Here is a 22,256-nt window from a genome sequence, read left to right as displayed (position 1 = left end):
TCAGCGTGCGCTTGGATCTGGCGGGCCCGATCGAGATCTCTATGACCGAGATCATCCTCGCACTCGTCATATTGACGGCGATGGCTCTGGCGGTGCCGGTCGCGGCCGGCGCCGTGGCCGTGATCCTCTACCGGAGGAGGACGCCGGTTGAGCAGCGCAACCGAAGAGACTCGACCCTGCTTTTCTTCAAGGTCTTCTCCCTCGCGTTGGTGGCACAGGCGGTTCTCGGTGTAGTGATCGGCTGGATCTCGGAGCTCATGGGATAGGCTCGCCACGCTCATCAAGAGCGGGGGAGGGCCCGGCCCTACGATCCCGCCGCAACCACCGGCTCGCCGGCAGGTGCGAATCCCGGACGGATGAGCGGGCTGTGTCCTCGATGAGCCTTCCGTCTGGGAACGGAGGGCTTTTTTAGTTGCAGCAGAGAGGAGAGCGATGCCGATCCAGACGACCGTCGTGGGGTCGTACCCGAAGCCACCCACCGAGGGAGAGACCTTCAAGGTCCGAAAGACGATCCAGGCGCTCGATAAAGGGAGCGCGTCGCTCGACGATCTGCACGCGGCTCAGGACGAGCTTGCCCGTGCGGTCATCGCCGAGCAGGAACGTGCGGGCGTCGATGTCCTGACGGACGGCCATGTGCGCTGGGACGATCTCCTGACGCCGTTTGCCCGCACGATGCGCGGGTTCGAGATCGGCGGTCTGCTGCGTTGGTTCGACAACAACGTCTACTACCGGCGCCCGATCTGCACGGGCGATATCGAGTGGGGCGGGCCCTCTTCGGTCACGGGCTTTGAGTTCGCACGCGACGCGACCTCTCGTGCCGTGAAAGCGGTGATTCCCGGCCCCGTGACGTTCGCCCGGCTGTCGGTGGACGAGCACTACGGCGATCACAGAGCTTTCGTGCTGGCCATCGCGCGGGTGCTCGCGCAAGAGGCATTCGAGCTTGAAGCGGCCGGGGCGCGCCACATCCAGATCGACGAACCGGCGCTCCTGAACGCGCCGGAGGATCTCACGTTGGCGCGGGAGGCGCTCGGCATCGTGACCGCCGAGCTGGGGGAGGCTGAGCTCACCCTCGGGACCTATTTCGGAGACGCGAAGCGTCTGGGGGCCGACGTGTTCGACCTGCCGGTGCACCGCGTGGCCCTCGACCTCGTGGCGGGACCCGAGAACCGCGAGCTCATCCGGTCGCTCCCAGGAGAGAAGAAGTTGCAGGCCGGGATCGTGGACGGGCGCAATACGAAGCTGGAGGAGGCGGACGCGCTGCAGCAGACGATCGAAGACCTAGCCGATCAGGTGGGGCCCGACCGCCTCCAGGTGGCGCCCTCGTCGGGTCTCGAGTTCCTCCCTCGGGAAAAGGCGAGAGCGAAGCTCGAACGCTTGTGCGAAGCGGCACGGAAAGTGGGTGCATGACATGACAACCGTGGACCTTCCCGGACCCGGTCTCTGGACGACATCGGTTGGAAGCTTCCCGAAGCCCGACTATCTGACGAAGGCAAGGGGCCAGTACGCGCGCCGAGAGATCGAGCGCGAGGAGCTTCAAGAGCTCGAGAAGAAGGCGACGCGCGAGTGGGTCGAGTTCCAGGACTCGATCGGTACGGACCTCGTCGTTGACGGCGAGATGTACCGCGGCGACATGGTCGCCTACTTCGCCGAAGAGCTTCCGGGCCTCGAGATCGGGGGCCTCGTTCGCTCCTACGGCAACCGCTACTACCGGAAGCCGATCGCCGTCGGCGCGATCGGGCGGGATCGTCCCGTCACGGTCGAGTGGTGGAAGTTCGCCCAGTCGCTGACGGACGCGCCCGTCAAAGGGATGCTGACGGGGCCTTACACGATCTGTGACTGGTCCTTCAACGAGCACTACGCCACCAGACGCGACTTCGTTCTCGACCTCGCGAAGGTCATCCGGGACGAGGCGCTCGACCTGGAGAAGGCGGGAGCCCGCTACATCCAGATCGACGAACCCGCGGCGTCGACGCGGATGGACGAGCTCGACCTCGTGATCGAGGCGATGGCGATCGTGACCGAGCCTCTGTCGGCTCACACGATCACCCACATCTGCTACGGGGATTTCCATAACGCGTACCCGAAGATGCTCGACATCCCCGTAGACCAGATCGATCTCGAGTTCGCGAACTCCGACTACTCGCTGCTCGAGGAGTTTGCGGACAACCCCTTCACGAAGTACGTGGGACTCGGCATCTCGGATGTGCACAGTCACGAGTTGGAATCGGTAGAGGACCTGGTCGACGGCATCCGCCGAGCCCTCAAGCACATCCCGCCCGAGCGCATCTTCGTGGATCCGGACTGCGGGCTGAAGACGCGGACGGTCGACGAGGCTAAAGAGAAGCTCTCGAACATCAAGAAGGCAGTGGACGTCGTTAGGCAGGAGCTTTAGCAGTAGCCTGCGGGCGCAAGCAGGGGAGCTCGGTGCGACCGGGCTGAGAGGGCGGCTGAGAGCCGCCGACCCTTGGAACCTGATCCGGGTAACGCCGGCGAAGGGAGATAGATATGAGCACGCTCGAGCACGACGCGGCTTGGGGCATCCGTCCGGTTCCTCTCGAGGAACGCCGTTTGTCGGCGGTGGATATGGCGGTTCTGTGGGGAGACCTTGGCATCGGTCTGTTGGTCCTCGTCACCGGTGGCCTCCTCGTGCCGGGTCTTGGGTTCTCGGCTGCCTTCACCGCGATCGTGCTGGGTTCGCTGATCGGCGTCTTGCTGTTGGCGATGCCCGCTGCGATAGGCGCGCAGCATGGCGTCCCGACGATGGTTCTTCTGCGCCCCGTGCTCGGCATCCGCGGCTCTTGGATCGCAAGCGCCCTGAACATCGTCCAGCTCATCGGGTGGACCGCGGTCGAGCTGTGGGCGATGAGCTTCGTTGCCGATCTGGTGGCGAGCCGCGTCTTCGGTTTCTCGGCCCGCCCACTCTGGCTCGCGATCAGCGCGCTGACCTGCACGGGGCTGGCGTTGTGGGGGCCCGTGGGCGTGACGCGGGTGTGGATGGAGAAGTTCGGTGCCTGGGTGATCGGCGGCATATCGCTCGCGGTAACGGTGGTGGTGCTCACCAGCGATGGAATCGGCGCCGCGCTGTCGGCCGTAGGTGTTGGCGGCTTCCCCACCTTCGGCCCCGCTCTCGACCTCGTGATCGCGATCCCCGTGTCCTGGTTCCCGCTGGTCGCGGACTACACACGGTTCGGGTCACGGCCGCGCTCCGCCTTCTTCGGAACGTTCTGGGGTTACCTCGTAGCCAACGTCTGGCTGTACGCGCTCGGCGCCCTTCTCGTATTGACGGCGGAGGCCTCACCGACGCCGGGCGGGATCGCTCTCGGGATCATCACCATCGGCGGCGGGTCCATCGTCGGGGTGCTCTTCCTCGTAGGACTGCTCGCAGGCGAGACCGACGAGGCGTTCGCCAACATCTACTCGGGCGCGGTGACGCTGCAGAACGTTTTCCCGAGGCTGTCGCAGCGCGGACTGGTCGTCGCCGTTGGGCTTGTGGGGACGGCACTGGCGGCCGTGCTGACCATGGAGCTGTACGAATCGTTCCTGTTCCTGATCGGCTCGGTCTTCGTGCCATTGCTTGGCGTCTTGGCTGCTGACCACTTCGTCGTCCGGCGGGGGCGGGTGCATGTGCCGGATCTCTACGACCGCCGGGGTCGTTACTGGTTCACCGGAGGGATCAGGGTGGCAGCGGCGGTGCCGTGGCTGGGCGGCTTCATCGTCTATCACTGGATCAACCCAAGCCCGCTCGGGTGGTGGTTGAGCTTCAACCAGACCGTCTTCGGCGAGCCGCTGGCCGCGCGGCTGCCGTGGTTGAACGCCTCCGTTCCTTCTTTCCTCATCGCATTCGTTCTCGGAGCGATCATGCTCCGGGACATATCATCGAGCTCTACGCGATCAGAGAGGTGAACATGAAGATCGAAGGCAACTGCCACAGATGTCGCAGAACGTTCCTGTTGTCGCAGATCGGACCCGAGTCCGATGCACCGGGACGATGCCCGTTCTGCGGCGCTCGCTTCGCCCGTCACTACTCGACGGTTCTCGTTGACGCGGTCGAGGATGCGGAGAACTCTGCGGTCCGTTTCGTGAACACGATCGCGCGTCTTCAATCGATGGAAACAGGATTCGACATCGATGTCGAAGGTCTGCTTGCGGAGGTCAGTCAGCAGGTGCGCGAGCAAGAGGCTGCCGCCAAAGCAGTCTGATCAAAAAATAATTTTTCTGATGTCTTCCTCGCCTGAAGCCGTCGATCTGCGACACGTTCTCGTGGTTTCCGATGACGACGCGATCAGGGACGAGGCGCGGTTCGGCTTCGCACCCGACCTCGAAGTGGCGCTTGCACGCGACGCGCGCGACGCACTTCAGCAGATGGAGAGCGACGTGCCTGCCGTGGTGGTGATCGACCTGCACACCGGTAGCGCGGGCGGATTCGCGTTGTGCAAATCCATGGATCAGGATCCGCGTCTGCGTCAGGTGCCGGTGCTCATGTTGCTCGATCGGGACCAGGATCGATGGCTCGCGAACCAGGCGGGCGCCGACTTGATCCGCACGAAGCCGATCGACGCATCGGACCTCGCGGCGGACGCTCTCTCGCTGCTCTCGTAGACAACCCCGCGCGCCCGACCCGTTTTTCGCGCCCTTTTTTTGTAAACACGCAGGTCAGGCCTATTGCGCCCTGTGAATCCCATACTTAGAATTACAGAATTGTAATTCGGTTCGCTTCAGCAGCGCGGCGGACTGGGATGGGTCCGGGGATGTCTCACAGGAAGGCCGGGGGAATGCAGCGCATCACGAACAAGCTCCTACAGCCCGTCGAATGGCAGACGCACGCGCGTTGTACCGAGGTCGATCCCGAGATCTTCTTTCCCGAGCGCGGTGGATCCAGCAAGGCCGCGCGCCAAGTGTGTTCGAACTGCCAAGTGCGGATGCAATGTCTCGAATACGCGCTCAACAACAAGGAGCAGTTCGGTATCTGGGGTGGAACGTCCGAACGCGAACGTCGCCGCCTTCGCAAAGACCGCGCGCGTCGTCAACTGCGCGCGGTGTCTTAACTGCGCGTTCTTTCGGGAGTTGTTCGGGCGCGCAACCTCTTCTTGGCAGCGGTGTGAATGCTTGCAATCGCGCAGGTTTCGTGTCTATCTAGTTTGTGAATGCGTGTTTGTGACGCGCGTTCGTGTTGCTAGTCCCGCTGCGCGCACGGCGCGTATCCGGGAGTGGGGAGAACGAGATCGGGATGGTCTCGGTGGGTACGAAGGAGGTGCGAGGAGTGGCAGCGAAGAAGACGACGGGTCGCAAGACCGCAGCACGCAAGTCATCGGGGACGAGGTCGACATCCAGTCGCTCGTCCGGAACGCGTAAGTCGTCGGGCAGCAGGTCCACCGGCACGCGCAAGAAGTCCACGGCGCGTAAGTCGTCGGGCAGCAAGTCCACCGGCACGCGCAAGAAGTCCACGGCGCGTAAGTCGTCGGGCAGCAAGTCCACCGGCACCCGGAAGTCCAGCGGCACCCGGAAGTCGAGCGGCGGCAGGAAGAGCACGGGACGGAAGTCGACCGGCTCCCGCTAGGACAGAACCTCTAACGCCTCTTCCAGTGAGTGGCCCGGCTCGATCAGGAGCCGGGCCACTGTCGCGTCCTGGGGCAAGAATCGTTCCGGGACAAGACCCACCAACTCCGTAGCCACTACCGCTGCTCCTGCGCGTTCGGCCTCGGCGGCCACCGCTCCGAACGCTTCATCGACGCCCGTCGTGTGCGGCTCGATCAGGTTCAGCGATACCTGCGTCTGTCCCTCCCCCAGATCGAGCCCGAGAGCGCGCACACTCCGGCTCCGCACCGCCGCCGCGATCCTCTTGGCCGTAGGCAGGTCGCTCCGCAGCCAGACGTTGAACGCGACCAGGACGCCCCTCGCACCGACACAGACGACACCTCGCGCCGGATCGATATCGGGCGGACCCTCATCCGGCAGCAGCCCGAGCGTCGAGCGTTCGATGAGCGAGTCCAGCCCTCCGCGCCGCAGGTCCGGCAGCTCGCGTGTGTCGGATCTCCGCGCCGCGTGCCCGTAGAGATACACAGGTAGCCCCAGTTCGCCGATCAGATGCGCCGTCGTCCGGGCGGCGTGCACGGCAGCGACCATGTCTTCATCGTGCGGAACGAACGGGCACACGTCCAGTCCGCCGAGGCGGGGATGGACGCCCCGGTGGCTCCGTATGTCGATCGACGATGCGACGGCCGCCAGCTCCACGCAGGCCTGCACTAGCCCGCGGCCGGCGAGGGTGAGGACGCTCCTGTTGTGCACGGCGTCGCTGTGAAGGTCGAGCACGCGGGTGTGCGTCGCTTCGATCGCCTGAACCGCGCGCCGAAGCAGCTCGTGATCTCGCCCCTCCGAGACGTTGGGGACGGCGACGAGGGTCATCGGGCGGTACCGTAGTCGCAAGTGGAGGAGGTGGTCGGTGAGCGACTACGGCTACACGGTCGAGGTTCCGCAGGGTTACGACGAAGCCGTCCTCCGCGCTCGCCTGGCGATGAAGGGCGAGGGTTTCTCGATCATCTCGGAGATGCACGTTGGGGGGATGCTCGGGCCCGACGCTGGTGACCAGCGCCAGTACCTGATCATGGGCGTTTGGAACGCTCCGGTTTCGCACCGGCACATCGACTCACAGCTCCAGGCGGCGGTGCACCTACCCTGCAATGTGGTGGTCCAGGAGGTCGATAGCGGCGCGATCGTTGCGGCTCTGGATCCGGTGGACACGGTGGAAGAGGCCGACGAGCGATCGCGTGCGGCAGCCACCCTCGCCAGGGACGCCCTGGAACGGATGTTGCGCCTGGTCGCTGCAGGGAGTGGCTAGATGGTGAAAGACGCCGCGCGCTCGGCCATCGTTGCCGGCTTCCTCGAGCGCCTGGACGAGGTCGTGGATCGTTGTCAGGCCGCCATATGGGAGACCGTCCCCTCCTACGGGCGGTCGGGTGACCTGCTGCAGAGCGACGTGCGCGATGCGGTGCGTGCGAACGTGGCGGCTCTTGCGCAGGTCCTCAACGAGGGCCGCGAGCTTCGCCGCGAAGAGCTGATGAGGATCGAGTCTGTGGGCGCGCGCAGAGCCGAGGCGGGCATACCGCTGGACGACGTCCTCCACGCGTACAGGACCGTCTCCCGCGTTTGCTGGGACGCCTTGTCCGACGAGTGCAGAACCGTCGGCGGTGACGCTTTCGAGGCAGTGATCGCCCTCGCGGAGGCGGTGTTGCGGTACACCGACCAGATCTCTACGTCGGTCGCCGAGGCATACGCGCAAGCGCAGCGCGCCATCGTGCGCGAACAAGAGGGCGCGCGCAGAGAGTTCCTGGCGGACCTTCTCTATGGCACCGAGGCGTCGCCTGCCGAGGTCCTCCAGAAAGCCCACACGTTCGGCTATGACCTGTCGCTCAGCTACATCGCGTTGGTCGGGTGCGGTCCCGGTGTGGACGGCCGGAAGGAAGCAGCGGTCGCGTCTGCGGTCTCTCGCGTGTCGCTCCTGGCGAACGCAGACCCGATCGTGATCCAGAAGGGAGACCAGACGATCGCCCTCCTTCCCACGGAACCGTTCGCGGACGTGGGGGTCGTTCCAGAGAAGGTCGTGGCCGAGCTGGGAGGTGGCTGGCTCTTCGGCATGGGCGGGCCCGACCCGGGCCTCGAAGGGATCCGTCGCGCCTACCTAGAAGCGCGCGAGGCGCTGGAGATCGGGACGGCGCTAAGCCTGGATGGTCCGGTGTTCCGGTTCGACGACCTACTCCTCTACCACTTCCTGAAGCTCGAGCAGGTTCTGGTCGAACGCTTCATCGAGCAGATGTTGGGACCGCTGATCGGCTACGACGCGCGGCGCAAGGGCGAGCTCCTGAAGACGCTCGAGGCGTACTTCTCGGCCGACGGCAGCGTCAAGCTCGCGGGCGAGATCCTCTTCGCGCACCCCCATACCGTTACGTATCGGCTCAAGCAGATCGAGAGACTGACCGGATGGTCTCTGCGGAGCCCCGAGGACAAGCTGCGGCTCCAGCTGGCTCTGCGCGCGTACCGTTTGTCGCCGGCGCGGCGTGAGGGCGACGACTAGCAACCGCTTCTTCGCCGGCTGCCCTGCTAACCTCAGCCCCGTCTCTTGTGGGTCCGACGGCGTCACCTGCCGTCCCCGCCAAGCCCTTTGAGGAGGAAGTACATCTATGCCCGACAGAGTTCTGATCATCGGCTGGGACGGGGCCGACTGGAAGGTCCTGCAGCCCATGCTGGATGCGGGGGAGCTGCCGAACCTAGCGGGTCTGATCGAGCGCGGCGCCCACGGGGACTGTCTTTCCACCGTGCCCTCTCATTCCTGGTGCGCGTGGCCGTCGTTCATGACCGCCCTCAACCCCGCGGGCCACGGCGTCTTCGACATCTTGGAGCACAAGCCTGGTGCCACGCGGCGCCTCCCGGTCACGTACCGGTCGATAAAGGCGCGCACGATCTTCGATGACTTCACGGCCGCCGACAAAACGTCGCTCGCGATCAACATCCCGTTGACCTTCCCGACACCAGCGATCAAGGGGAAGGTCATCGGCGGTGGTGTCCTTCCTGCGAGCCGCTCGTATACGCATCCGGTCGAGCTGCAAGAGGAGCTGGACGCGAACGCGCCGTTCCCCGTGAACGGGATGAGCTGGACGACGTTCCGAAACCGTCCGGAGGCGTTCCTCGAGGAGGCGGCCGAGATCACGGAGAAGCGCCAGAAGAGCTTCGAGTACCTGCTCGACACGACCGACTGGGACTTCGGGGTTCTGGTCTACGTCTCCACCGACCGGATCCAGCACTGCTTGATGGAGTACATCTCACCCGACCACCCGAAGTACGAGGAGCTGAAGGACTCGCCGGTCGCGAAGCAGACGAGGGCGGTTTACCAGCAGCTGGATGCGGGTCTGGCGAAGCTCCTAGAACGCACCACCGACAACGACCTCGTCATCTTCATGTCGGATCACGGGCACCAGGCATGCTGGCGCTGCTGCACGATGGACCGCATCCTGCAGCAGATGGGGTACCTGGAGTTCGGGAAGGGTTCGTTCGCGTTCAACCTCATCCGGTGGGGGCCCGGCCGCCGGATCGCGCGCAGGGTCTATGACCTGTTGAAGCTGCACGGCAAGGTCTCCATTCCCGCCTCGCCGATCGAGTGGTCGAAGACGCGCGCCTACACGAGCGTCGTCTCCACAGGCGAGGGAGTCTCGGTGAACCTGAAAGGGAGGGAGCCCGGCGGCATCGTCGATCCCAAGGATTACGAGAGGGTACGCGACGAGGTACGAGCCGCGGTCGAAGCATTCAAAGACCCCGTCACCGGTAAGAACCCCGTGGGGAAGACCTATCTCAAAGAAGAGGTGCTGTCGGGGCCATTCCTCGAGACCGCACCGGACATCCTGCTGGTGCCCGCGGAGGGGTACTCGTTGACGCATGCCAAGGGCGCTGTCGAAGAGGCCGATTGGCTGTCCGGCGATCACCGGCTCGAAGGTGTGATCGTGGCCACCGGCCCCGAGGTAACGCCGGGCCCGCTGAAGGAAACCGCCGAGCTGATCGACCTAGGCCCGACCGCGATGGCCGCACTCGGAGTCACCAGCGCGGTCCCGCGCGACGGAAAGGTTCTTCGTTCACTGGTTGGCGACGGCGTTGACTTGAAGGTCGAGGCGACCTCGAACCAAGCGCAGGCCGGCGGCTCGGTGGGGGACGCCTCCAGCGGTTTAACCTCGGATGAGGAAGGCGAGATCGAGGACCATCTGCGCGGTCTCGGCTACGTCGAGTAGGACCTTCAACCAGCTAGGAGGCTCAGTTGCGCGCTCGTAGGTCGTGTCTGTCGGTTCCGGGCTCGAGTCCGAAGATGCTCGGGAAGGCTCCGGGATTGCCGGCGGATCAGGTCTTCATGGACCTAGAGGACTCCGTTGCTCCGCTGGCCAAGGAGGAGGCCCGCGGCAACGTCATCGATGCTCTTAAGAACAACGACTGGGGCGACAAGACAGTCGTCGTGCGCATCAACTCGGTCGACACGCAGTGGGCGGCCGACGACCTAAAGACGGTGGTCGAGGCCGCGGGTCAGTACCTCGACTGCATCATGGTGCCGAAGGTGCAGCACGCCCACGAGGTCATGTTCGTCGACCACATGCTGCGGATGATCGAGACGAATACCGACCTCGACAAGCGGATCGGGCTGGAGATCCAGATCGAGACCGCGACGGGGCTGCGCAACGTCCACGAGATCGCCCACGCGTCGGACCGTGCCGAGACGATCATCCTCGGGCCGGCCGACATGAGTGCCTCGCTCGGTCTCCCCACCGTGACGGCGGGCTTGCCCATGCCCGGGTACCCGGGAGACCACTGGCACTACGTCCTCGAGCGCATCCTGATCGCCGGCCGCGACGCGGGTCTGCAGGTGATCGACGGGCCGTACCTCTTGATCAAGGACCTCGACGGGTTCCGCGAGATGGCGATGCGCGCACGGGCTCTCGGCTACGACGGCAAGTGGGCGCTTCACCCGGGTCAGATCGACGTCTTGAACGAGGTCTTCACTCCGACCCAAGAGGAGTACGACAAGGCCGAGGCTCTGCTTGATGCTTACAAGTACTCGACCGAGATCGATCGCCGCGGCGCGGTCATGTTCGGCAACGAGATGATCGACGAAGCCTCCCGCAAGATGGCCGTTCAGTTCGCGGAACGGGGTCGCGCGGCCGGCATGACCCGGGTCAAGAAGCTAGAGGACTTCCAAGCCGAATGGTCCTAGTCGCTTTCTGGTAACCCAGCTACCGCCCACCATGGTGCTACGACGTCAGAACGGAGAGGAACCGAGATGCTGCAGTTGAACGACACCCAGAAGGCCATGGTCGAGATGGTCCGTGAGTTCGTGGAGAAGGAAGTCATCCCGGTCGCGGATGACATGGAGCACGGCGACGAGTATCCCGAGGCGATCGTCGAGCAGATGAAGGAGATGGGGCTCTTCGGCATCACGGTGTCGGAGGAGTACGGCGGCATCGGCGAGACCCTCACGACCTACGCACTGACGGTGGTCGAGCTGGCGCGGGGGTGGATGAGCCTCTCCGGGGTCCTCAACACGCACTTCATGGGCTGTTACCTCATCAATCGGTTCGGGACCGAGGAACAGAAGCAGAGCCTCCTGCCGCGCATGGCCACCGGCGAGATCCGCGCCGCCCTCGCGATGAGCGAGCCCGAGGCTGGTTCTGACGTCCAGGCGATCCGGACGAAGGCGATCAAAGACGGCGACAGCTACGTCGTAAACGGTCAGAAGATGTGGCTCACGAATGGTCTCCGCTCGGGCGTCGTGATGACGCTGGTGAAGACCGACCCCGAGGCGCAGCCCGCGCACAAAGGCATGAGCATGCTGATCGTCGAGAAAGAGCCCGGCAACCCCACCCCCGCCCCCGGGCTTGACGTCGGCAAGAACATCGAGAAGCTCGGCTACAAGGGCGTCGAGACGACCGAGATGAACTTCTCCGACTACCGCATCCCGACCTCGGCGCTGCTCGGAACCGAGGAAGGTCAAGGGTTCCGGCAGGTGCTAGACGGGATCGAGCTAGGCCGCGTCAACGTCGCGGCTCGCGCCGTCGGTGTCTCGAGTCGTGCGTTCGAAGAAGCCATCAAGTACGCGCAGGAGCGCAAAGCTTTCGGCAAGAACATCAGCGAGCACCAGGCGATCCAGATCCATCTCGCAGAGATGGGCACGACGCTGGAGGCGGCGAAGCTGATGCTGTACTCCGCGGCGGAGAAGAAGTCAGCGGGGGAGCGGTCGGATCTCGAGGCCGGGATGGCGAAGCTGTTCGCGTCCGAGGCCTGCAACGAGATCGTGTTGAAGTCGCTGCGGGTGCACGGCGGGTACGGCTACTCCAAGGAGTTCACGATCGAGCGTCTGTACCGCGACGCACCCTTCCTGCTGATCGGCGAAGGCACCAGCGAGATCCAAAAGACCGTCATAGCGCGGCGCCTGCTAGAACGCCACAAGCTCTAGCGCTAGTCGAGGTCTCCGGCTTCTACTCGTTCTAGGCGCATGTCGCGTACGAGCTTGTGGCCGGTCAGGTGCTGAAGGGCCGCCGGCTCGTCCAGGCCCTCTTTCACCAGGCCCAGTAGGTCTCGGAGAGACACGATCCCCACCACGTCCCCACCGGAGGTGACGACCGGGAGGTGACGGAACCAGTGCTGGAACATCTTCTGTGCGGCTTCGGTGAGTCCCGTGTCGGGGGCGATGGTGACGACGTTGCTGGTCATGGCCTCCCGGAGCGAGACCGACTTCGGGTCCTTCCCCTCTGCAACGGTCCGCATGACATCTCGCTCGGTCACGATGCCACCGAGACGGTGGCCTTCCATGATCAACAGCGATCCGGTCTGCTGCTGCCACATCTTCGATGCGGCCTCCTCCAGCGTGTCATCGGCGGAATCGCACACGGCCGCGGGCGTCATGATGTCGGAGACGTTCATAGGTCCGCAGATTGTAGTGGACCTCTACACTCCGCCGCATGCGCTTCGGCCTCGCCCTGCCTCATTACGACACCAGCCTTGCGGGTGAGCCGGCTTCTTGGCCGGGTGTGCGCCGCATAGCAACCCGAGCCGAAGCGGCGGGATTCGACTCGGTCTGGGTTTCGGACCACCTATTTCTTGATTGGAGCAAGTACGGCGGCTCGACCGAGCCTCGAGCAGCCCTCGAGTGCTGGACGACGTTGAGCGCGCTCGCTGCTGCAACCGACACCGTCCGGATCGGCTCCCTCGCCCTCTGCAACGACCTCCGTAACCCCGCGCTCCTCGCGAAGATGGTCGCGACGCTGGATCTCCTCTCGGGAGGACGGCTGGACCTGGGGATCGGCGCCGGTTGGTACGAGCCCGAGTACGGGGCCGCGGGGATCCCTTTTGATCCCGCCGGAACCAGGATCGCACGGCTCGGAGAAGCCGTAGAGATCGTCCAGAGGCTCCTCGAGGGAGAGGAGCTGGTGTTGGATGGGAAGCACTACGCGGTCGACGGGGCTATCTGTCGTCCCCTGGCCCCGCAGCAACCACGGCCCCCGGTATGGATCTGCGGCAAAGGTGACTACCTGCTGAAGACCGCCGCCCGGGTCGCCGACGGCTGGAACTTCTCGTGGATCGGTTCGATCGAGGCATTCGCCGAGCGGAAGCGGGCCGCGGACGAAGCGTGTGAGAGAGCCGCTCGTGAGCCGTACACGCTCAGGCGTTCCGTCGGCGCCTACGTGCTGGCGGGCCACGACGAAGCCGACGTCGCGCGGCGATATGAACGTTTGCTGAACCGCACACCCGACGGTGTTTTGCGGCCCCACAAAGACCGGGCCGCAGTATCCTGGGAGGAGTTCCGGACGGGCCGCATCGCCGGAACCACAAACGAGGTGGTCGAGCAGCTCGGGCGCCTCTCGGACCTAGGGGTCGAGGAAGTCATCTTCGGGCTCGGCGCGCTGCCGTTCCAGGTAGCCGACGAAGAGGATGTCGAGTTCATCGGGGCCGAGATCATCCCCGCGCTGCGTTAGGAGGTATCGAGATGTCATTACCGGGTGGACCCGAGCTTCTGATCGTTCTGGTCGTCGTCATGCTGTTGTTCGGCGCGAAGCGCCTCCCACAACTCGCTCGCTCCATGGGCCAGGCCGGCAAGGAGTTCAAGAGCGGCTTGAAAGAGGGCTACCAGGCGCAGCCCGTCGAAGGACCGTGCCCCTTCTGCAACGTCGACGTCCCCGCCGAGTCCAAGTTCTGCCCTGGTTGCGGCAAGAGCGCCGATGACATCGTCGCGGAGAAGCAACGCGTGGCCGCGGCTACGGGCGACGGCAAGAAGAGCGCCTAAGCCTCCTGGTTGAGTGGCGGCCTCGCGGCGCCGCCGAGTAACAATTGGGTAACGACGACGCCGCGACTGATACTCCCTTACGGGCGCGGGATAGCCTGAACTCGCCCTGATCTAGTCACAGGAGTCCTTGCGGCGGCGGACAACCTGTCTCTTTGACGAGCGGCTCGTGCCCGCGCCAGGCAAAGGACGTCAGCTGATGAAGCGTTTCACGTGGGCCTATGTTGCGGCGGCGGTTGCGGTCGCCGCGGCGGTGGCGGCGTGGGACCGCGGTTCTCCCGTTCTGGCGCTTGTCAACGTTGTCGCCGCGCTGGTTGTAGCGCTGCTCCTGTTGAGGCATTACGGGAACGTCAGGCGCGAGGGCGAGGAAGAGGGTGCGAAGTTCCGCGCTTTGGTGGAGCAGCTTCCGGTCGCCACCTACATCAACACGCTGGACCATCCGGCGGCGACTGTCTATCTAAGCGACCAGATCGAAGATCTCACGGGGTTCCTCCCGCAGGATTTCGCCGGCGATCGCCAACTGTGGACCAGTCAGATACCGCAGTCGCACCGCCAACAGGCGCAGGATGCGGTCGCGCGCCACAAGAAGTCGGGTGAGCCCCTGTCGCTCGAATACCCCTTCGTCAGACGAGACGGCAAGACCATCTGGCTCGGCCACCGCGCCCGTCTCGTCCGCGCCGACGATGGTCAGCCGCTCTATACCGAGGGCGTCCTGTTCGACATCACGGACGCCAAGGAGCGCGAGAAGCCTCTCCTTCAGAGGATGAAGGCGCTGGACGCCGTCTTCGAGTCGGCGCCGGTCGGTGTGGTGACGATGGTGTCGAGCGGAGGGATCGCAAGCGTGAATCCCGCGTTCGAGAGGATGCTGGGGTACGACGCCGATGATCTCGCTTCGATGTCGCTGAAGGACCTCACGACGCCCGAGGCAGCCAACGAGCTGGAGACGTGTCTCTACAAGACGCTCAGAGGCGAACTGCGGGCGCACCAGACGGAGGTGGAGTTGATCGCGCGGAACGGCGAGAACGTCTGCGCCACAGTCACGATGCTGACGGTCGGACCTGAAGACGGCGAGGCGTCCCGGATGCTCTGCGTGATTCTCGAGGATGTCACCGACCGCCGGCGCTCACGTGCCGAGTTGAAGCACACGGCGGAGCAGCTGGAGAGCGTGATCTGGAGCCTGCCGGTGATCGTCTTCAGTTACGACGCGGACCTGCGGCTCGACATGGTGTCGGGGCGAGGGGTCAAGGAGTTCGGGACCGATCTGACGGACCTCATCGGGCTTCCTGCGTCGGAGTTCCTAGCGGAGGTGCCGGAGGCTCTGCAGGCCGTGGAGAAGGCGTTCGCAGGCGAGCACCAGCACATCGTTGCGGACTTTCGCGGCTTTGGCGGGTGGTGGGAGGTCTGGTACTCACCGTTGCGGGACCGCGGCGAGGAGATCGTCGGGGTGCTCGGAGTGGCCGCCAACGTGTCCGATCGCGTGGCTCACGAGCAGGCGGTCACGAGGTCCCTTTCTCTTCTGAACACCACGTTCGACTCCATCGCGGACGCTGTGATCGCGACGGATCTAGAGGGCCGGCCAGTGACCTACAACAGACAGTTCCCGGCGATGTGGGGTGTAGATCCGGAGGTATGGGCGGGATGGGACCGCGACCGTCGGCGGGAGCACGCGTTCCGACAGATAAAGCAGCCGACCGATGCCCGTGCTCGAGCAGCCGCGGTGGAGAGCGACCCGCATCGCTCGGCGTGCTACGAGATGGAGCTCCACAACGGCAGCGTCTTCGAGACCCGCGTCGTGCCTCAACGGCTGGGCGACGACGTGATCGGCCGCGTGGTCAGCTTTCATGACGTGACGCAGCAGCGGCGGGCGAACTCGTTGCTCGAGGATCAGGCGCGCATCCTCAGGGAAATCGCTCGTGACGCATCCTTGAACGACGTTCTCGCGGAGCTCTGCCACACTGTGGGGAAGTACAACGACGAGGTCCTCTGCTCGATCTGTCTCACGGACCAGAAGGGCGAGTCTCTCGTGGTTGGTGCAGCACCCGGCCTCGAGCGGTTCTACGAAGACATCGGAAGCGTAAAGGTTGGGCCCTGCAATGGTTCTTGCGGGACCGCCGCGCACGAAAGCAGGCGCGTTATCGTGGAGGACGTCCTCCTCGACCCGCGATGGCGCGCCTACGCCGAGCACGCGTCGCGGCACGACCTGCGTTCCTGCTGGTCCGAGCCGATCAGATCGTCCACCGGCTCGGTCCTCGGCACGTTCGCCATCTATCACTCACAGCCCCGGCGACCAGGCACCGATGAGGTAAGGATCGTCGAGATGTTGAGCAGCCTCGCGGCGATCGCGATCGAGCATGAGCTAGCAGCGCGTGCGCGCAGGGCGTTGGAGGAGCGCGTTCGTCAGGGCGAGAAGATGGAAGCGGTCGGTCGTTTAGCGCGTGGGTTCGCGCACGACCTGGGCAACGTGCTCACCGCTATCGGGCTGAATTCGGATCTGCTGCGCCAGGAGGTCTCGTCGGACGACGGGCGGGAGGCGCTGAACGATCTGGAGAAGGGCACCTTGATGGCGGGCCATCTGGTGAACGACCTCCTCAACCTCATGCGGCCTCCGTATCCCGAGCTCGTCGATATCAACGCTTTGGTCCACGACATGGCTTCGTTGCTGCGGACGGTTGTCAAGGAAGGGGTATCCCTTGATATCCGCTCGGAGGCTGCGCGCTCGTCCGCCGAAGTCGATGTCAGCCAGTTCAACCAGGTCTTGCTGAACCTCGTCATGAACGCGAGCGAGGCGATACCGGAACGAGGCGTAATAACGATCCGTCTGACGGAAGACAAGGACGCGGGCGCGCTGCTGTTGACTGTGGAAGACGACGGTGTCGGGATGGACCTCGAGACCCAAGAGCAAGCGTTCGAACCTTTCTTTACGACCAAACGGGGTGGAGGCGCGAAGGGTGTTGGGCTCGGTCTCGCGTCGGCCAGCTCCGCGGTGGCCCGTATCGGCGGGCTCATCACGATCGAGAGCGAACCTGGCCGCGGGACGAAGGTACGGGTTCACGTGCCGATGGCTGAAGAGCAGATCGATCAGGCAGACGATCTTGTGACTGCTGCCGGGAGCGACCAGTGATCCCGCCGCAGCCACCCTCGTCGATCTTGTTGGTAGAGGACGATCCGATGGTGAGGAAGTCGTTGGCAGCCGCGCTCCAGCTGGAAGGCTACGCGGTTACCGTCGAGGAAGACGGCGTCAAGGCCGTCGACGTATTCGCGGGTGGTCGCTTCGACCTCGTCATCGTCGACGTGATGCTTCCGACGATCGACGGGTTCGAGGTTTGTCGCCGTATCCGCAAGATGGCGTCAACGCCGATCATCGTGGTGACCGCGCGGATCGACACTGTCGACGCCGTTGTCGGACTGGAATCTGGCGCCGACGATTACGTCCGCAAGCCCTTCGACATGACCGAGCTGAAGGCGCGGATCCGCGCCCTGCTTCGGCGGCGGTCGGAACCGCAGGAAAGCGTCGTAGCAGAAACCCTGACCGCCGGTGACATCGTGATCGATCCGAAGGCGTATCGGGTATGGAAGCGCGATCAGGAGGTGGAGCTTTCGGCGACCGAGTTCCGCTTGCTGTTGGAGCTCGTCTCCCACAAGGGACGCGTCCTCACCCGCGACATCCTCATAGAGAACGTCTGGGGTTACGACTACCTCGGCGGCTCGCGGCTCGTAGATATGGCCATCAAGCGTCTGCGCGCGAAGATCGAGGACGACCCGGCAGCTCCTCGATACATCCATACCGTCCGCGGGATCGGCTACCGGCTCGAGGTGCCGGCGGCAGACGACCTCGACGCCGCGGGCTGAGCGGACCCACGCCCTGTTGGTGCTCACGCCGCCGCGTCCGCCCCTTCGATAGCGAAGGGGCAGATGGACCCACGCTCTCGGGCTCTGCAGCGGTAGAGGTTGTTACTCGCATGTGCCGAATCAGTACTAACCAGGGGAGGGGAAGGCTCAACCGGCAAGGAGTGTGTCGTGAGATCTGCACTGCGGGTGGCCATCGCATCGATCCTTGTCTTTGTGGCCTTCCAGGCGGCCTCGCCCGCCGCCGCGGAACTTCCCGATCCTCTGGGCGCGACTGCCCTCGATGATCCCGAACGCGATTGCCTCGAGCTCGTCCCGGAGAGCGCCGGTGTCTCCGGCGTGTCTGACGACGGACAGGTGGTGAAGCTCGAGGTGATGGTCCTGCTGGATCGCATGCCTAAGGGGCGAGCGGGTGCGGTCATGGAGCGGGTGAGTGAGAGCTACGCGCCCCTGGGCATCGAGATCGTTGTGACCGGGTACCGGCGGATCTCCGTTCCCGCCGACCCTCCACGTCCAGGTGGAAGCCGACCGGCAGCGGGCCACGAGGCATTGTTCGCCGCGATGGAGAAGGCGGTTGGCGGCGCGAGACCCAAAGGTTCGGATGTCGTTCACCTGCTAACGGGCAAGGACGTCTACTACAGAAACGCCGAAGGCGAGCCTGTCTACGCTCTCGGGGGGATGGCCGCTTGCATCGGCGGAGTCCGCTACGACGAGGAGGCGTTCTCGTTCAGCGAGGGCGTCGGCGAGTATGACGAGCTTCGGGACGACATGGCGGCGGTCATCGCTGCTCATGAGGTTGGCCATCTGATGGGGGCTCACCACCACTACGGCAACTGTGCACAGGGGTCGCCCTTGATGCAAGAGAACGAGACTCCTTGCACCGTCATGTTCCCGTTCATGATCGTCTGGAACGCGGGCAACTTCGGGACGCTTGAGGGGGCGGTCGTTCGGGGTCACGCGGTCGACTTCGCGTCGCCGTAGCGAAGCCCGAGTAAACGTCTCGGTCCCTTCAATGATGTAACTGGGGATCCGCAAGCAGTGGCGTCTCGCCGCGGCGGGCGGTGAGGAACCAGACAGATTGCCGCCTTACCTTGTGTGCGCGATAAACCTTTCGGGCCGCTCAGGTCTGTTGGTAGTCAACGCCGCGTGAAGCGGTTTCCCGGCCACAACGAAGGGCTCTAGGTGAGACTTTCGGACGAAGAAGACTACGAGTGGTTCTTTCGGAGCGAGTATCCGCGCGTCCTGAGGACATCTTTCTTGATCCTGGGCGACGAGGAAGCGGCGCGGGATGTCGCGCAGGAGGCGTTCGTCCAGCTTTTCCGCAAATGGGACAAGGTCTCGCGCTACGAGGTGCCGGAGGCGTGGGTGCGACGGGTGTCCATCAGGATGTCCGTGCGCGCCCTACGCCGGAGGCGGTTCAACGAACATGCGCTCAGCCGGATCGCGCTGCCTGAACCAACGCGCCCGTGGCCGGACACGGACCTCATGCAGGCGGTGTCGGCGCTTCCGCCCGCACAGAGAGCTGCGATCGTCCTCTTCTACTTCGAGGATCAGCCTGTCTCCGAGATCGCGCAACTCATGGAGTGCTCGCCGTCGACGGTAAAGGTGCACCTCCACAAGGCACGCAAGCGGCTCAACAAGGCGTTGGTGCAGGAGGTGGGCGTGGATGCAACTCGATAGCCGCCTGCGCCAGGGCCTCATCGGTACCGCCGACGCTGTCGACGTGCTCGTAGAGCGTGATCTCGCATGCGTGCGCACGACGGTCCGCCACCGCCGCCGGCAGCGGATCCGCATGATGGTGGTAGTGGGTGCTGCAGTCGCCGTAACTGTAGCCTCGCTCGCTCCGCAGATCAGCAGCGTTGGCTTCGGCGTCGATGACCTCGACCTACCGCCGGTGGATCGCAGCTACGACCAGCTTGACGAGGATCAGCGCTACCGGCTGGAGCTTCCGCGTCTGGAGCGGTCTCTGGCCGATCGCCGCGGCGCGATCGGCGGCGTCGTGCAACGGCAGCGGCCGCCATCGGCGGTTCCGTCGCAGAGGAGGAGACCGCCATCAGCCGCGCCTGCCGCCGCGGGTCCAGTCGATCCGAAAGAGAAGGAAGCGGCCGCCGGCGCGGAGGCCCCGCCGCCTCCTTCCCGCCACGGCGATCGCTCTCGCCATGCTAGTGAGGCATACCAGATGCCGGTCGTCAGGCAGGACTTTGAACCCCGCAGTCAATGTGCCTTCCTACGAGATGGTTGCGCTCCATTCGAGGTTCGACCTGAGGACGGCTTCCTCCGCATCGCGGTTCGCGATGACTCCGGTGCTCCCGCTCTTGTACGCATAACGCAATGGGATCGTCACGGAACAGTGGGTGACCCAACGATCTATTGCGGTGGCACCAGCGAGACGGTCGTGATCTTCCCGACAACGGTGCTCGTAACAGTTCACGTTGAGGAAGGAAACTGCGCCGGCGAGGATTCGACCCGTCCAGCTGGAGGTTGGATCGAAGCTGTGTTCTCCAATGAGTGACGACCTCGTGTGGATTCTGATGTCAACGCCGCAGGCCGCCTCGCGCTGGGCAGATCGCGGACGTGAGATGTTGTTGGTTCCTCTGATGCCGGACGAGGCAGCGCAGTTGCTGGAAACGGGAACGATCCCACTCGGGATGACGGTCGAAGAGGAGCAGGTCGCTCGTCTGGTGGCACGTGGCGAATCTCCGGAGACGATCGCTGCCACGCTTCATATGAGTAAGCGCAGCGTGTACCGGCGCTTAGCGACCTTACGCAGACGCGTAGGTGTCGAGAACGCGGCCGACCTTCCAGCGCGGCTCTCGCAGCTCGGCTTTTGAATCGTGGGATCTTCCGGGACGTTGGCGCGACGACGCGAGCGCTGGTGACAGAGGTTGGCACACGTCGGCGCAGGACTCGCGCTTCGATCGCATAACTGTCCCCCCGACAGTCTCGTAGGAGGATCTCGATGACGTGGACGAACCCGATCACCACGCACGGAGCGCGCCCCGAGCGTCGTTGGGGACGGGTGCTCCGGACGCTTTCCCGCTTTGTTCCTGTGCTGGGTCTCGTAGTTATGGCCGTCCCGATGCGTCCGTCCGACGGGGCATTGGCTCAACCCATCCCCCTCAAGCTAGAGGCCTTCGTGGAGCCCTTCGATGAGGCCACGGTCGAGGAAGTCAGCTATGCGACCTACAACGCGCGGGGACGCCGGCTCGCCCCGACCCGGTGGCGCGTCGTGAGTGGGACGGGCAACAAGCATGAGAACTACCTTGCGTCGACGCAAGATGGGATGCTGCTCGACTTCGGCGGAGAGTGGCTGCGCGTATCGTCGGACCAGGGTGGTACGTGGTCCGAGATCCTGCCTGCGCCCGAGCTGCGCGAGTCGTGGATGAGTTTCGAGGGCGCGGTTGCGGTTGCGCCCGGTGGTGACGTTGTTGCGGTCGGTCAGGACGCCGCCTCCAGCGCGCTGCGCGCGCCGACGTTCAAGTACGAGGCTGCGGCGAAGAAGTGGTTCTATTCCGTCGCGGAGGTGCACGCTCCACTCGTTGACCGCCCGACGGTCGCAGTCATGCCAGGTCCCTTCACGTTCGGTGGTCAGACGGTGCCTTACATCTCCGTGATGCGCGCCGGGCTCTACGTGAAGGCGCCTTTCATATACAGCTTCGACGGCTTGAATTACTCGGTTCCGAGCAGCAGGCAGGCCGATCAGGCCACCAACCTCCCGCGTTCGGGACCGTTAGAGGTGGAGCGGTGGCCGGAGCTCGATTGGATACAACCGCACGAGCTGATCGGAGTCACCCCGTACGGCCGCGGCAAGGCGATGGCCGAGAGGCCCTGGTACGGCTTGCTCGACCCCGAGGACAGCGCGCCGCGCACGATTCTGGATCCGGCGACACTGAGGTGGTCCAGGTACGACTTCCCGTCGGAGCAGGGTCCGAGAGACCCGGAGCCACTGTCTCCCCGCTGGGTGTTCGGTGCCGGGCGCACGCTCGCGGACTCCCGGGGTCGTCTGCACAACGTTTCGCTAACCGAACGCACGATCGAGTACATGATCTCGACCGATGGAGGCCGGAAATGGTCCTCCACATCGATCCCTCTGCTGGCCGGATACAAGGTTCGTGACATACCGCCGGACGTCCAGAAGGCATTCCGCGTGAGCGGCCAGGAGAGGACCGCTGTACTCGTCGTGCACACGATCGCGAAGGACGACCCGCTCGTGACGCGTGACCTCGTTTACCGGTTCTCGCTGCGCGGTGAGCGACCGCGTGTGACGAAGATCTATGCCATGGGGGAGGGGGGATATAGCTGTTTCCCGATAGGCGTCAAGGCTGCCCGAGACGGTTCCTGCGACTTCCCCAGCATCACCCTGATGCCCGGCGGCCGGATCGCCGTGTCGTTCACCGACGCAGCCCACCCGGAGCCCGCGGTCGCTATCGAGCTCGGGAGGCAGAGTTGAAGGCTGGAGCAGCTACGGAGGTACCTGGAGTAAAAATCGGCCACCTGGCGGATGGGACCGAGGGCCGCGACGTCGAACCTCTTTTCTAGAGGTACTTGAGGGGTCGAGGCGGGTGGCAGGTGGTGCATCCACCGGATAGACGTCTCATCCGCAGCC

The 22,256-nt window shown here is 64.6% G+C and carries 23 protein-coding genes, 1 pseudogene and 2 riboswitches; of the genes and pseudogenes, 21 read left to right on the top strand and 3 right to left on the bottom strand.

The annotated features are described in order from the left end of the window. The first annotated feature begins 5 nt into the window (after positions 1–5). From M3N53_02830 to M3N53_02800, 7 genes are all read left to right on the top strand, one after another. Entirely contained in the window at positions 6–266 is a 261-nt protein-coding gene (locus tag M3N53_02830) for a hypothetical protein (GenBank protein ID MDP9067268.1), read from the top strand. A gap of 8 nt (positions 267–274) precedes the next feature. Next, positions 275–363, top strand: a riboswitch (SAM riboswitch). Positions 364–432: 69 nt separating this feature from the next. Beyond that, complete coding sequence (locus tag M3N53_02825; protein ID MDP9067267.1) at positions 433–1,407, top strand: hypothetical protein; 975 nt, start codon at positions 433–435, stop codon at positions 1,405–1,407. Between the two features lies 1 nt (position 1,408). Next, positions 1,409–2,392, top strand: a complete 984-nt coding sequence (locus tag M3N53_02820) for a methionine synthase (protein ID MDP9067266.1) — start codon at positions 1,409–1,411, stop codon at positions 2,390–2,392. Between the two features lie 11 nt (positions 2,393–2,403). Then, a riboswitch (TPP riboswitch) is annotated at positions 2,404–2,515 on the top strand. Next, positions 2,506–3,903 carry a cytosine permease gene (locus M3N53_02815; protein MDP9067265.1) on the top strand — a complete coding sequence of 466 codons (1,398 nt, stop codon included), beginning with the start codon at positions 2,506–2,508 and terminating at the stop codon, positions 3,901–3,903. It overlaps the preceding riboswitch by 10 nt. A gap of 2 nt (positions 3,904–3,905) precedes the next feature. Further along, positions 3,906–4,199, top strand: coding sequence for a zinc-ribbon domain-containing protein (locus tag M3N53_02810; protein ID MDP9067264.1), 294 nt, complete (start codon positions 3,906–3,908; stop codon positions 4,197–4,199). A gap of 19 nt (positions 4,200–4,218) precedes the next feature. Further along, positions 4,219–4,599, top strand: coding sequence for a response regulator (locus M3N53_02805; GenBank protein ID MDP9067263.1), 381 nt, complete (start codon positions 4,219–4,221; stop codon positions 4,597–4,599). A 173-nt stretch (positions 4,600–4,772) separates the two neighbouring features. Beyond that, positions 4,773–5,045, top strand: coding sequence for a WhiB family transcriptional regulator (locus tag M3N53_02800; GenBank protein ID MDP9067262.1), 273 nt, complete (start codon positions 4,773–4,775; stop codon positions 5,043–5,045). 88 nt (positions 5,046–5,133) lie between these two features. Here M3N53_02800 and M3N53_02795 read toward each other — a convergent pair whose 3' ends face one another. Together M3N53_02795 and M3N53_02790 are read right to left on the bottom strand one after the other, a co-directional pair. After that, positions 5,134–5,529, bottom strand: a complete 396-nt coding sequence (locus tag M3N53_02795; GenBank protein MDP9067261.1) for a hypothetical protein — start codon at positions 5,527–5,529, stop codon at positions 5,134–5,136. Positions 5,530–5,553: 24 nt separating this feature from the next. Further along, positions 5,554–6,402, bottom strand: coding sequence for a glutamate formiminotransferase (locus tag M3N53_02790; GenBank protein ID MDP9067260.1), 849 nt, complete (start codon positions 6,400–6,402; stop codon positions 5,554–5,556). A gap of 37 nt (positions 6,403–6,439) precedes the next feature. Here M3N53_02790 and M3N53_02785 point away from each other — a divergent pair, with 37 nt between their 5' ends. The 5 genes from M3N53_02785 (at position 6,440) to M3N53_02765 (ending at position 11,980) form a co-directional block, all read left to right on the top strand. Beyond that, a complete protein-coding gene (locus tag M3N53_02785) occupies positions 6,440–6,835 on the top strand; it encodes a DUF302 domain-containing protein (protein MDP9067259.1) in 396 nt (131 codons plus the stop codon). Further along, positions 6,836–8,068 carry a helix-turn-helix domain-containing protein gene (locus M3N53_02780; protein ID MDP9067258.1) on the top strand — a complete coding sequence of 411 codons (1,233 nt, stop codon included), beginning with the start codon at positions 6,836–6,838 and terminating at the stop codon, positions 8,066–8,068. Positions 8,069–8,174: 106 nt separating this feature from the next. Then, a complete protein-coding gene (locus M3N53_02775) occupies positions 8,175–9,770 on the top strand; it encodes an alkaline phosphatase family protein (GenBank protein MDP9067257.1) in 1,596 nt (531 codons plus the stop codon). A 74-nt stretch (positions 9,771–9,844) separates the two neighbouring features. Continuing rightward, a complete protein-coding gene (locus tag M3N53_02770; GenBank protein ID MDP9067256.1) occupies positions 9,845–10,741 on the top strand; it encodes a CoA ester lyase in 897 nt (298 codons plus the stop codon). Between the two features lie 66 nt (positions 10,742–10,807). Next, the gene (locus tag M3N53_02765) at positions 10,808–11,980 is read left to right on the top strand and encodes an acyl-CoA dehydrogenase family protein (GenBank protein ID MDP9067255.1); all 1,173 of its coding nucleotides are present in this window, start codon (positions 10,808–10,810) and stop codon (positions 11,978–11,980) included. Between the two features lie 2 nt (positions 11,981–11,982). Here M3N53_02765 and M3N53_02760 read toward each other — a convergent pair whose 3' ends face one another. Beyond that, positions 11,983–12,447, bottom strand: coding sequence for a CBS domain-containing protein (locus M3N53_02760; GenBank protein ID MDP9067254.1), 465 nt, complete (start codon positions 12,445–12,447; stop codon positions 11,983–11,985). A gap of 38 nt (positions 12,448–12,485) precedes the next feature. Between M3N53_02760 and M3N53_02755 the strand changes: the two genes are divergently transcribed. The 9 genes and pseudogenes from M3N53_02755 (at position 12,486) to M3N53_02715 (ending at position 22,100) form a co-directional block, all read left to right on the top strand. Then, positions 12,486–13,499 carry an LLM class flavin-dependent oxidoreductase gene (locus M3N53_02755; protein MDP9067253.1) on the top strand — a complete coding sequence of 338 codons (1,014 nt, stop codon included), beginning with the start codon at positions 12,486–12,488 and terminating at the stop codon, positions 13,497–13,499. A gap of 11 nt (positions 13,500–13,510) precedes the next feature. Further along, a pseudogene (gene tatA / locus M3N53_02750) lies at positions 13,511–13,636 on the top strand (twin-arginine translocase TatA/TatE family subunit). Positions 13,637–14,003: 367 nt separating this feature from the next. Next, positions 14,004–16,925: a PAS domain S-box protein gene (locus tag M3N53_02745; protein ID MDP9067252.1), complete on the top strand. Its 2,922-nt coding sequence runs from the start codon at positions 14,004–14,006 to the stop codon at positions 16,923–16,925. Positions 16,926–16,972: 47 nt separating this feature from the next. Beyond that, a complete protein-coding gene (locus M3N53_02740) occupies positions 16,973–17,653 on the top strand; it encodes a response regulator transcription factor (protein MDP9067251.1) in 681 nt (226 codons plus the stop codon). 168 nt (positions 17,654–17,821) lie between these two features. Beyond that, a complete protein-coding gene (locus M3N53_02735; GenBank protein ID MDP9067250.1) occupies positions 17,822–18,631 on the top strand; it encodes a hypothetical protein in 810 nt (269 codons plus the stop codon). Positions 18,632–18,832: 201 nt separating this feature from the next. Beyond that, positions 18,833–19,330 carry a SigE family RNA polymerase sigma factor gene (locus tag M3N53_02730; protein MDP9067249.1) on the top strand — a complete coding sequence of 166 codons (498 nt, stop codon included), beginning with the start codon at positions 18,833–18,835 and terminating at the stop codon, positions 19,328–19,330. After that, positions 19,317–20,162: a hypothetical protein gene (locus M3N53_02725; GenBank protein ID MDP9067248.1), complete on the top strand. Its 846-nt coding sequence runs from the start codon at positions 19,317–19,319 to the stop codon at positions 20,160–20,162. The genes M3N53_02730 and M3N53_02725 overlap by 14 nt, the downstream gene beginning before the upstream one ends. After that, the gene (locus M3N53_02720) at positions 20,155–20,481 is read left to right on the top strand and encodes a helix-turn-helix domain-containing protein (GenBank protein ID MDP9067247.1); all 327 of its coding nucleotides are present in this window, start codon (positions 20,155–20,157) and stop codon (positions 20,479–20,481) included. The genes M3N53_02725 and M3N53_02720 overlap by 8 nt, the downstream gene beginning before the upstream one ends. A gap of 128 nt (positions 20,482–20,609) precedes the next feature. Next, a complete protein-coding gene (locus M3N53_02715; GenBank protein ID MDP9067246.1) occupies positions 20,610–22,100 on the top strand; it encodes a hypothetical protein in 1,491 nt (496 codons plus the stop codon). The last annotated feature ends 156 nt before the right edge of the window (positions 22,101–22,256 follow it).

It is taken from the genome of Actinomycetota bacterium (assembly GCA_030776625.1).
Lineage (GTDB): Bacteria > Actinomycetota > CADDZG01 > CADDZG01 > WHSQ01 > MB1-2.
Note: the sequence above shows the minus strand (reverse complement) of the source record. Positions and strands in the feature narration are given on the sequence as shown.

Bases quoted from the DNA above. Each gene is read 5' to 3' on its own strand.
- M3N53_02765 (MDP9067255.1), top strand. From the start codon at position 10,808: ATGCTGCAGTTGAACGACACCCAGAAGGCCATGGTCGAGATGGTCCGT.
- M3N53_02760 (MDP9067254.1), bottom strand. From the start codon at position 12,447: ATGAACGTCTCCGACATCATGACGCCCGCGGCCGTGTGCGATTCCGCC.
- M3N53_02720 (MDP9067247.1), top strand. From the start codon at position 20,155: ATGAGTGACGACCTCGTGTGGATTCTGATGTCAACGCCGCAGGCCGCC.
- M3N53_02810 (MDP9067264.1), top strand. From the start codon at position 3,906: ATGAAGATCGAAGGCAACTGCCACAGATGTCGCAGAACGTTCCTGTTG.
- M3N53_02745 (MDP9067252.1), top strand. From the start codon at position 14,004: ATGAAGCGTTTCACGTGGGCCTATGTTGCGGCGGCGGTTGCGGTCGCC.
- M3N53_02715 (MDP9067246.1), top strand. From the start codon at position 20,610: ATGACGTGGACGAACCCGATCACCACGCACGGAGCGCGCCCCGAGCGT.
- M3N53_02775 (MDP9067257.1), top strand. From the start codon at position 8,175: ATGCCCGACAGAGTTCTGATCATCGGCTGGGACGGGGCCGACTGGAAG.
- M3N53_02800 (MDP9067262.1), top strand. From the start codon at position 4,773: ATGCAGCGCATCACGAACAAGCTCCTACAGCCCGTCGAATGGCAGACG.
- M3N53_02805 (MDP9067263.1), top strand. From the start codon at position 4,219: ATGTCTTCCTCGCCTGAAGCCGTCGATCTGCGACACGTTCTCGTGGTT.
- M3N53_02780 (MDP9067258.1), top strand. From the start codon at position 6,836: ATGGTGAAAGACGCCGCGCGCTCGGCCATCGTTGCCGGCTTCCTCGAG.
- M3N53_02725 (MDP9067248.1), top strand. From the start codon at position 19,317: ATGCAACTCGATAGCCGCCTGCGCCAGGGCCTCATCGGTACCGCCGAC.
- M3N53_02740 (MDP9067251.1), top strand. From the start codon at position 16,973: ATGGTGAGGAAGTCGTTGGCAGCCGCGCTCCAGCTGGAAGGCTACGCG.
- M3N53_02815 (MDP9067265.1), top strand. From the start codon at position 2,506: ATGAGCACGCTCGAGCACGACGCGGCTTGGGGCATCCGTCCGGTTCCT.
- M3N53_02820 (MDP9067266.1), top strand. From the start codon at position 1,409: ATGACAACCGTGGACCTTCCCGGACCCGGTCTCTGGACGACATCGGTT.
- M3N53_02790 (MDP9067260.1), bottom strand. From the start codon at position 6,402: ATGACCCTCGTCGCCGTCCCCAACGTCTCGGAGGGGCGAGATCACGAG.
- M3N53_02755 (MDP9067253.1), top strand. From the start codon at position 12,486: ATGCGCTTCGGCCTCGCCCTGCCTCATTACGACACCAGCCTTGCGGGT.
- M3N53_02825 (MDP9067267.1), top strand. From the start codon at position 433: ATGCCGATCCAGACGACCGTCGTGGGGTCGTACCCGAAGCCACCCACC.
- M3N53_02770 (MDP9067256.1), top strand. From the start codon at position 9,845: ATGCTCGGGAAGGCTCCGGGATTGCCGGCGGATCAGGTCTTCATGGAC.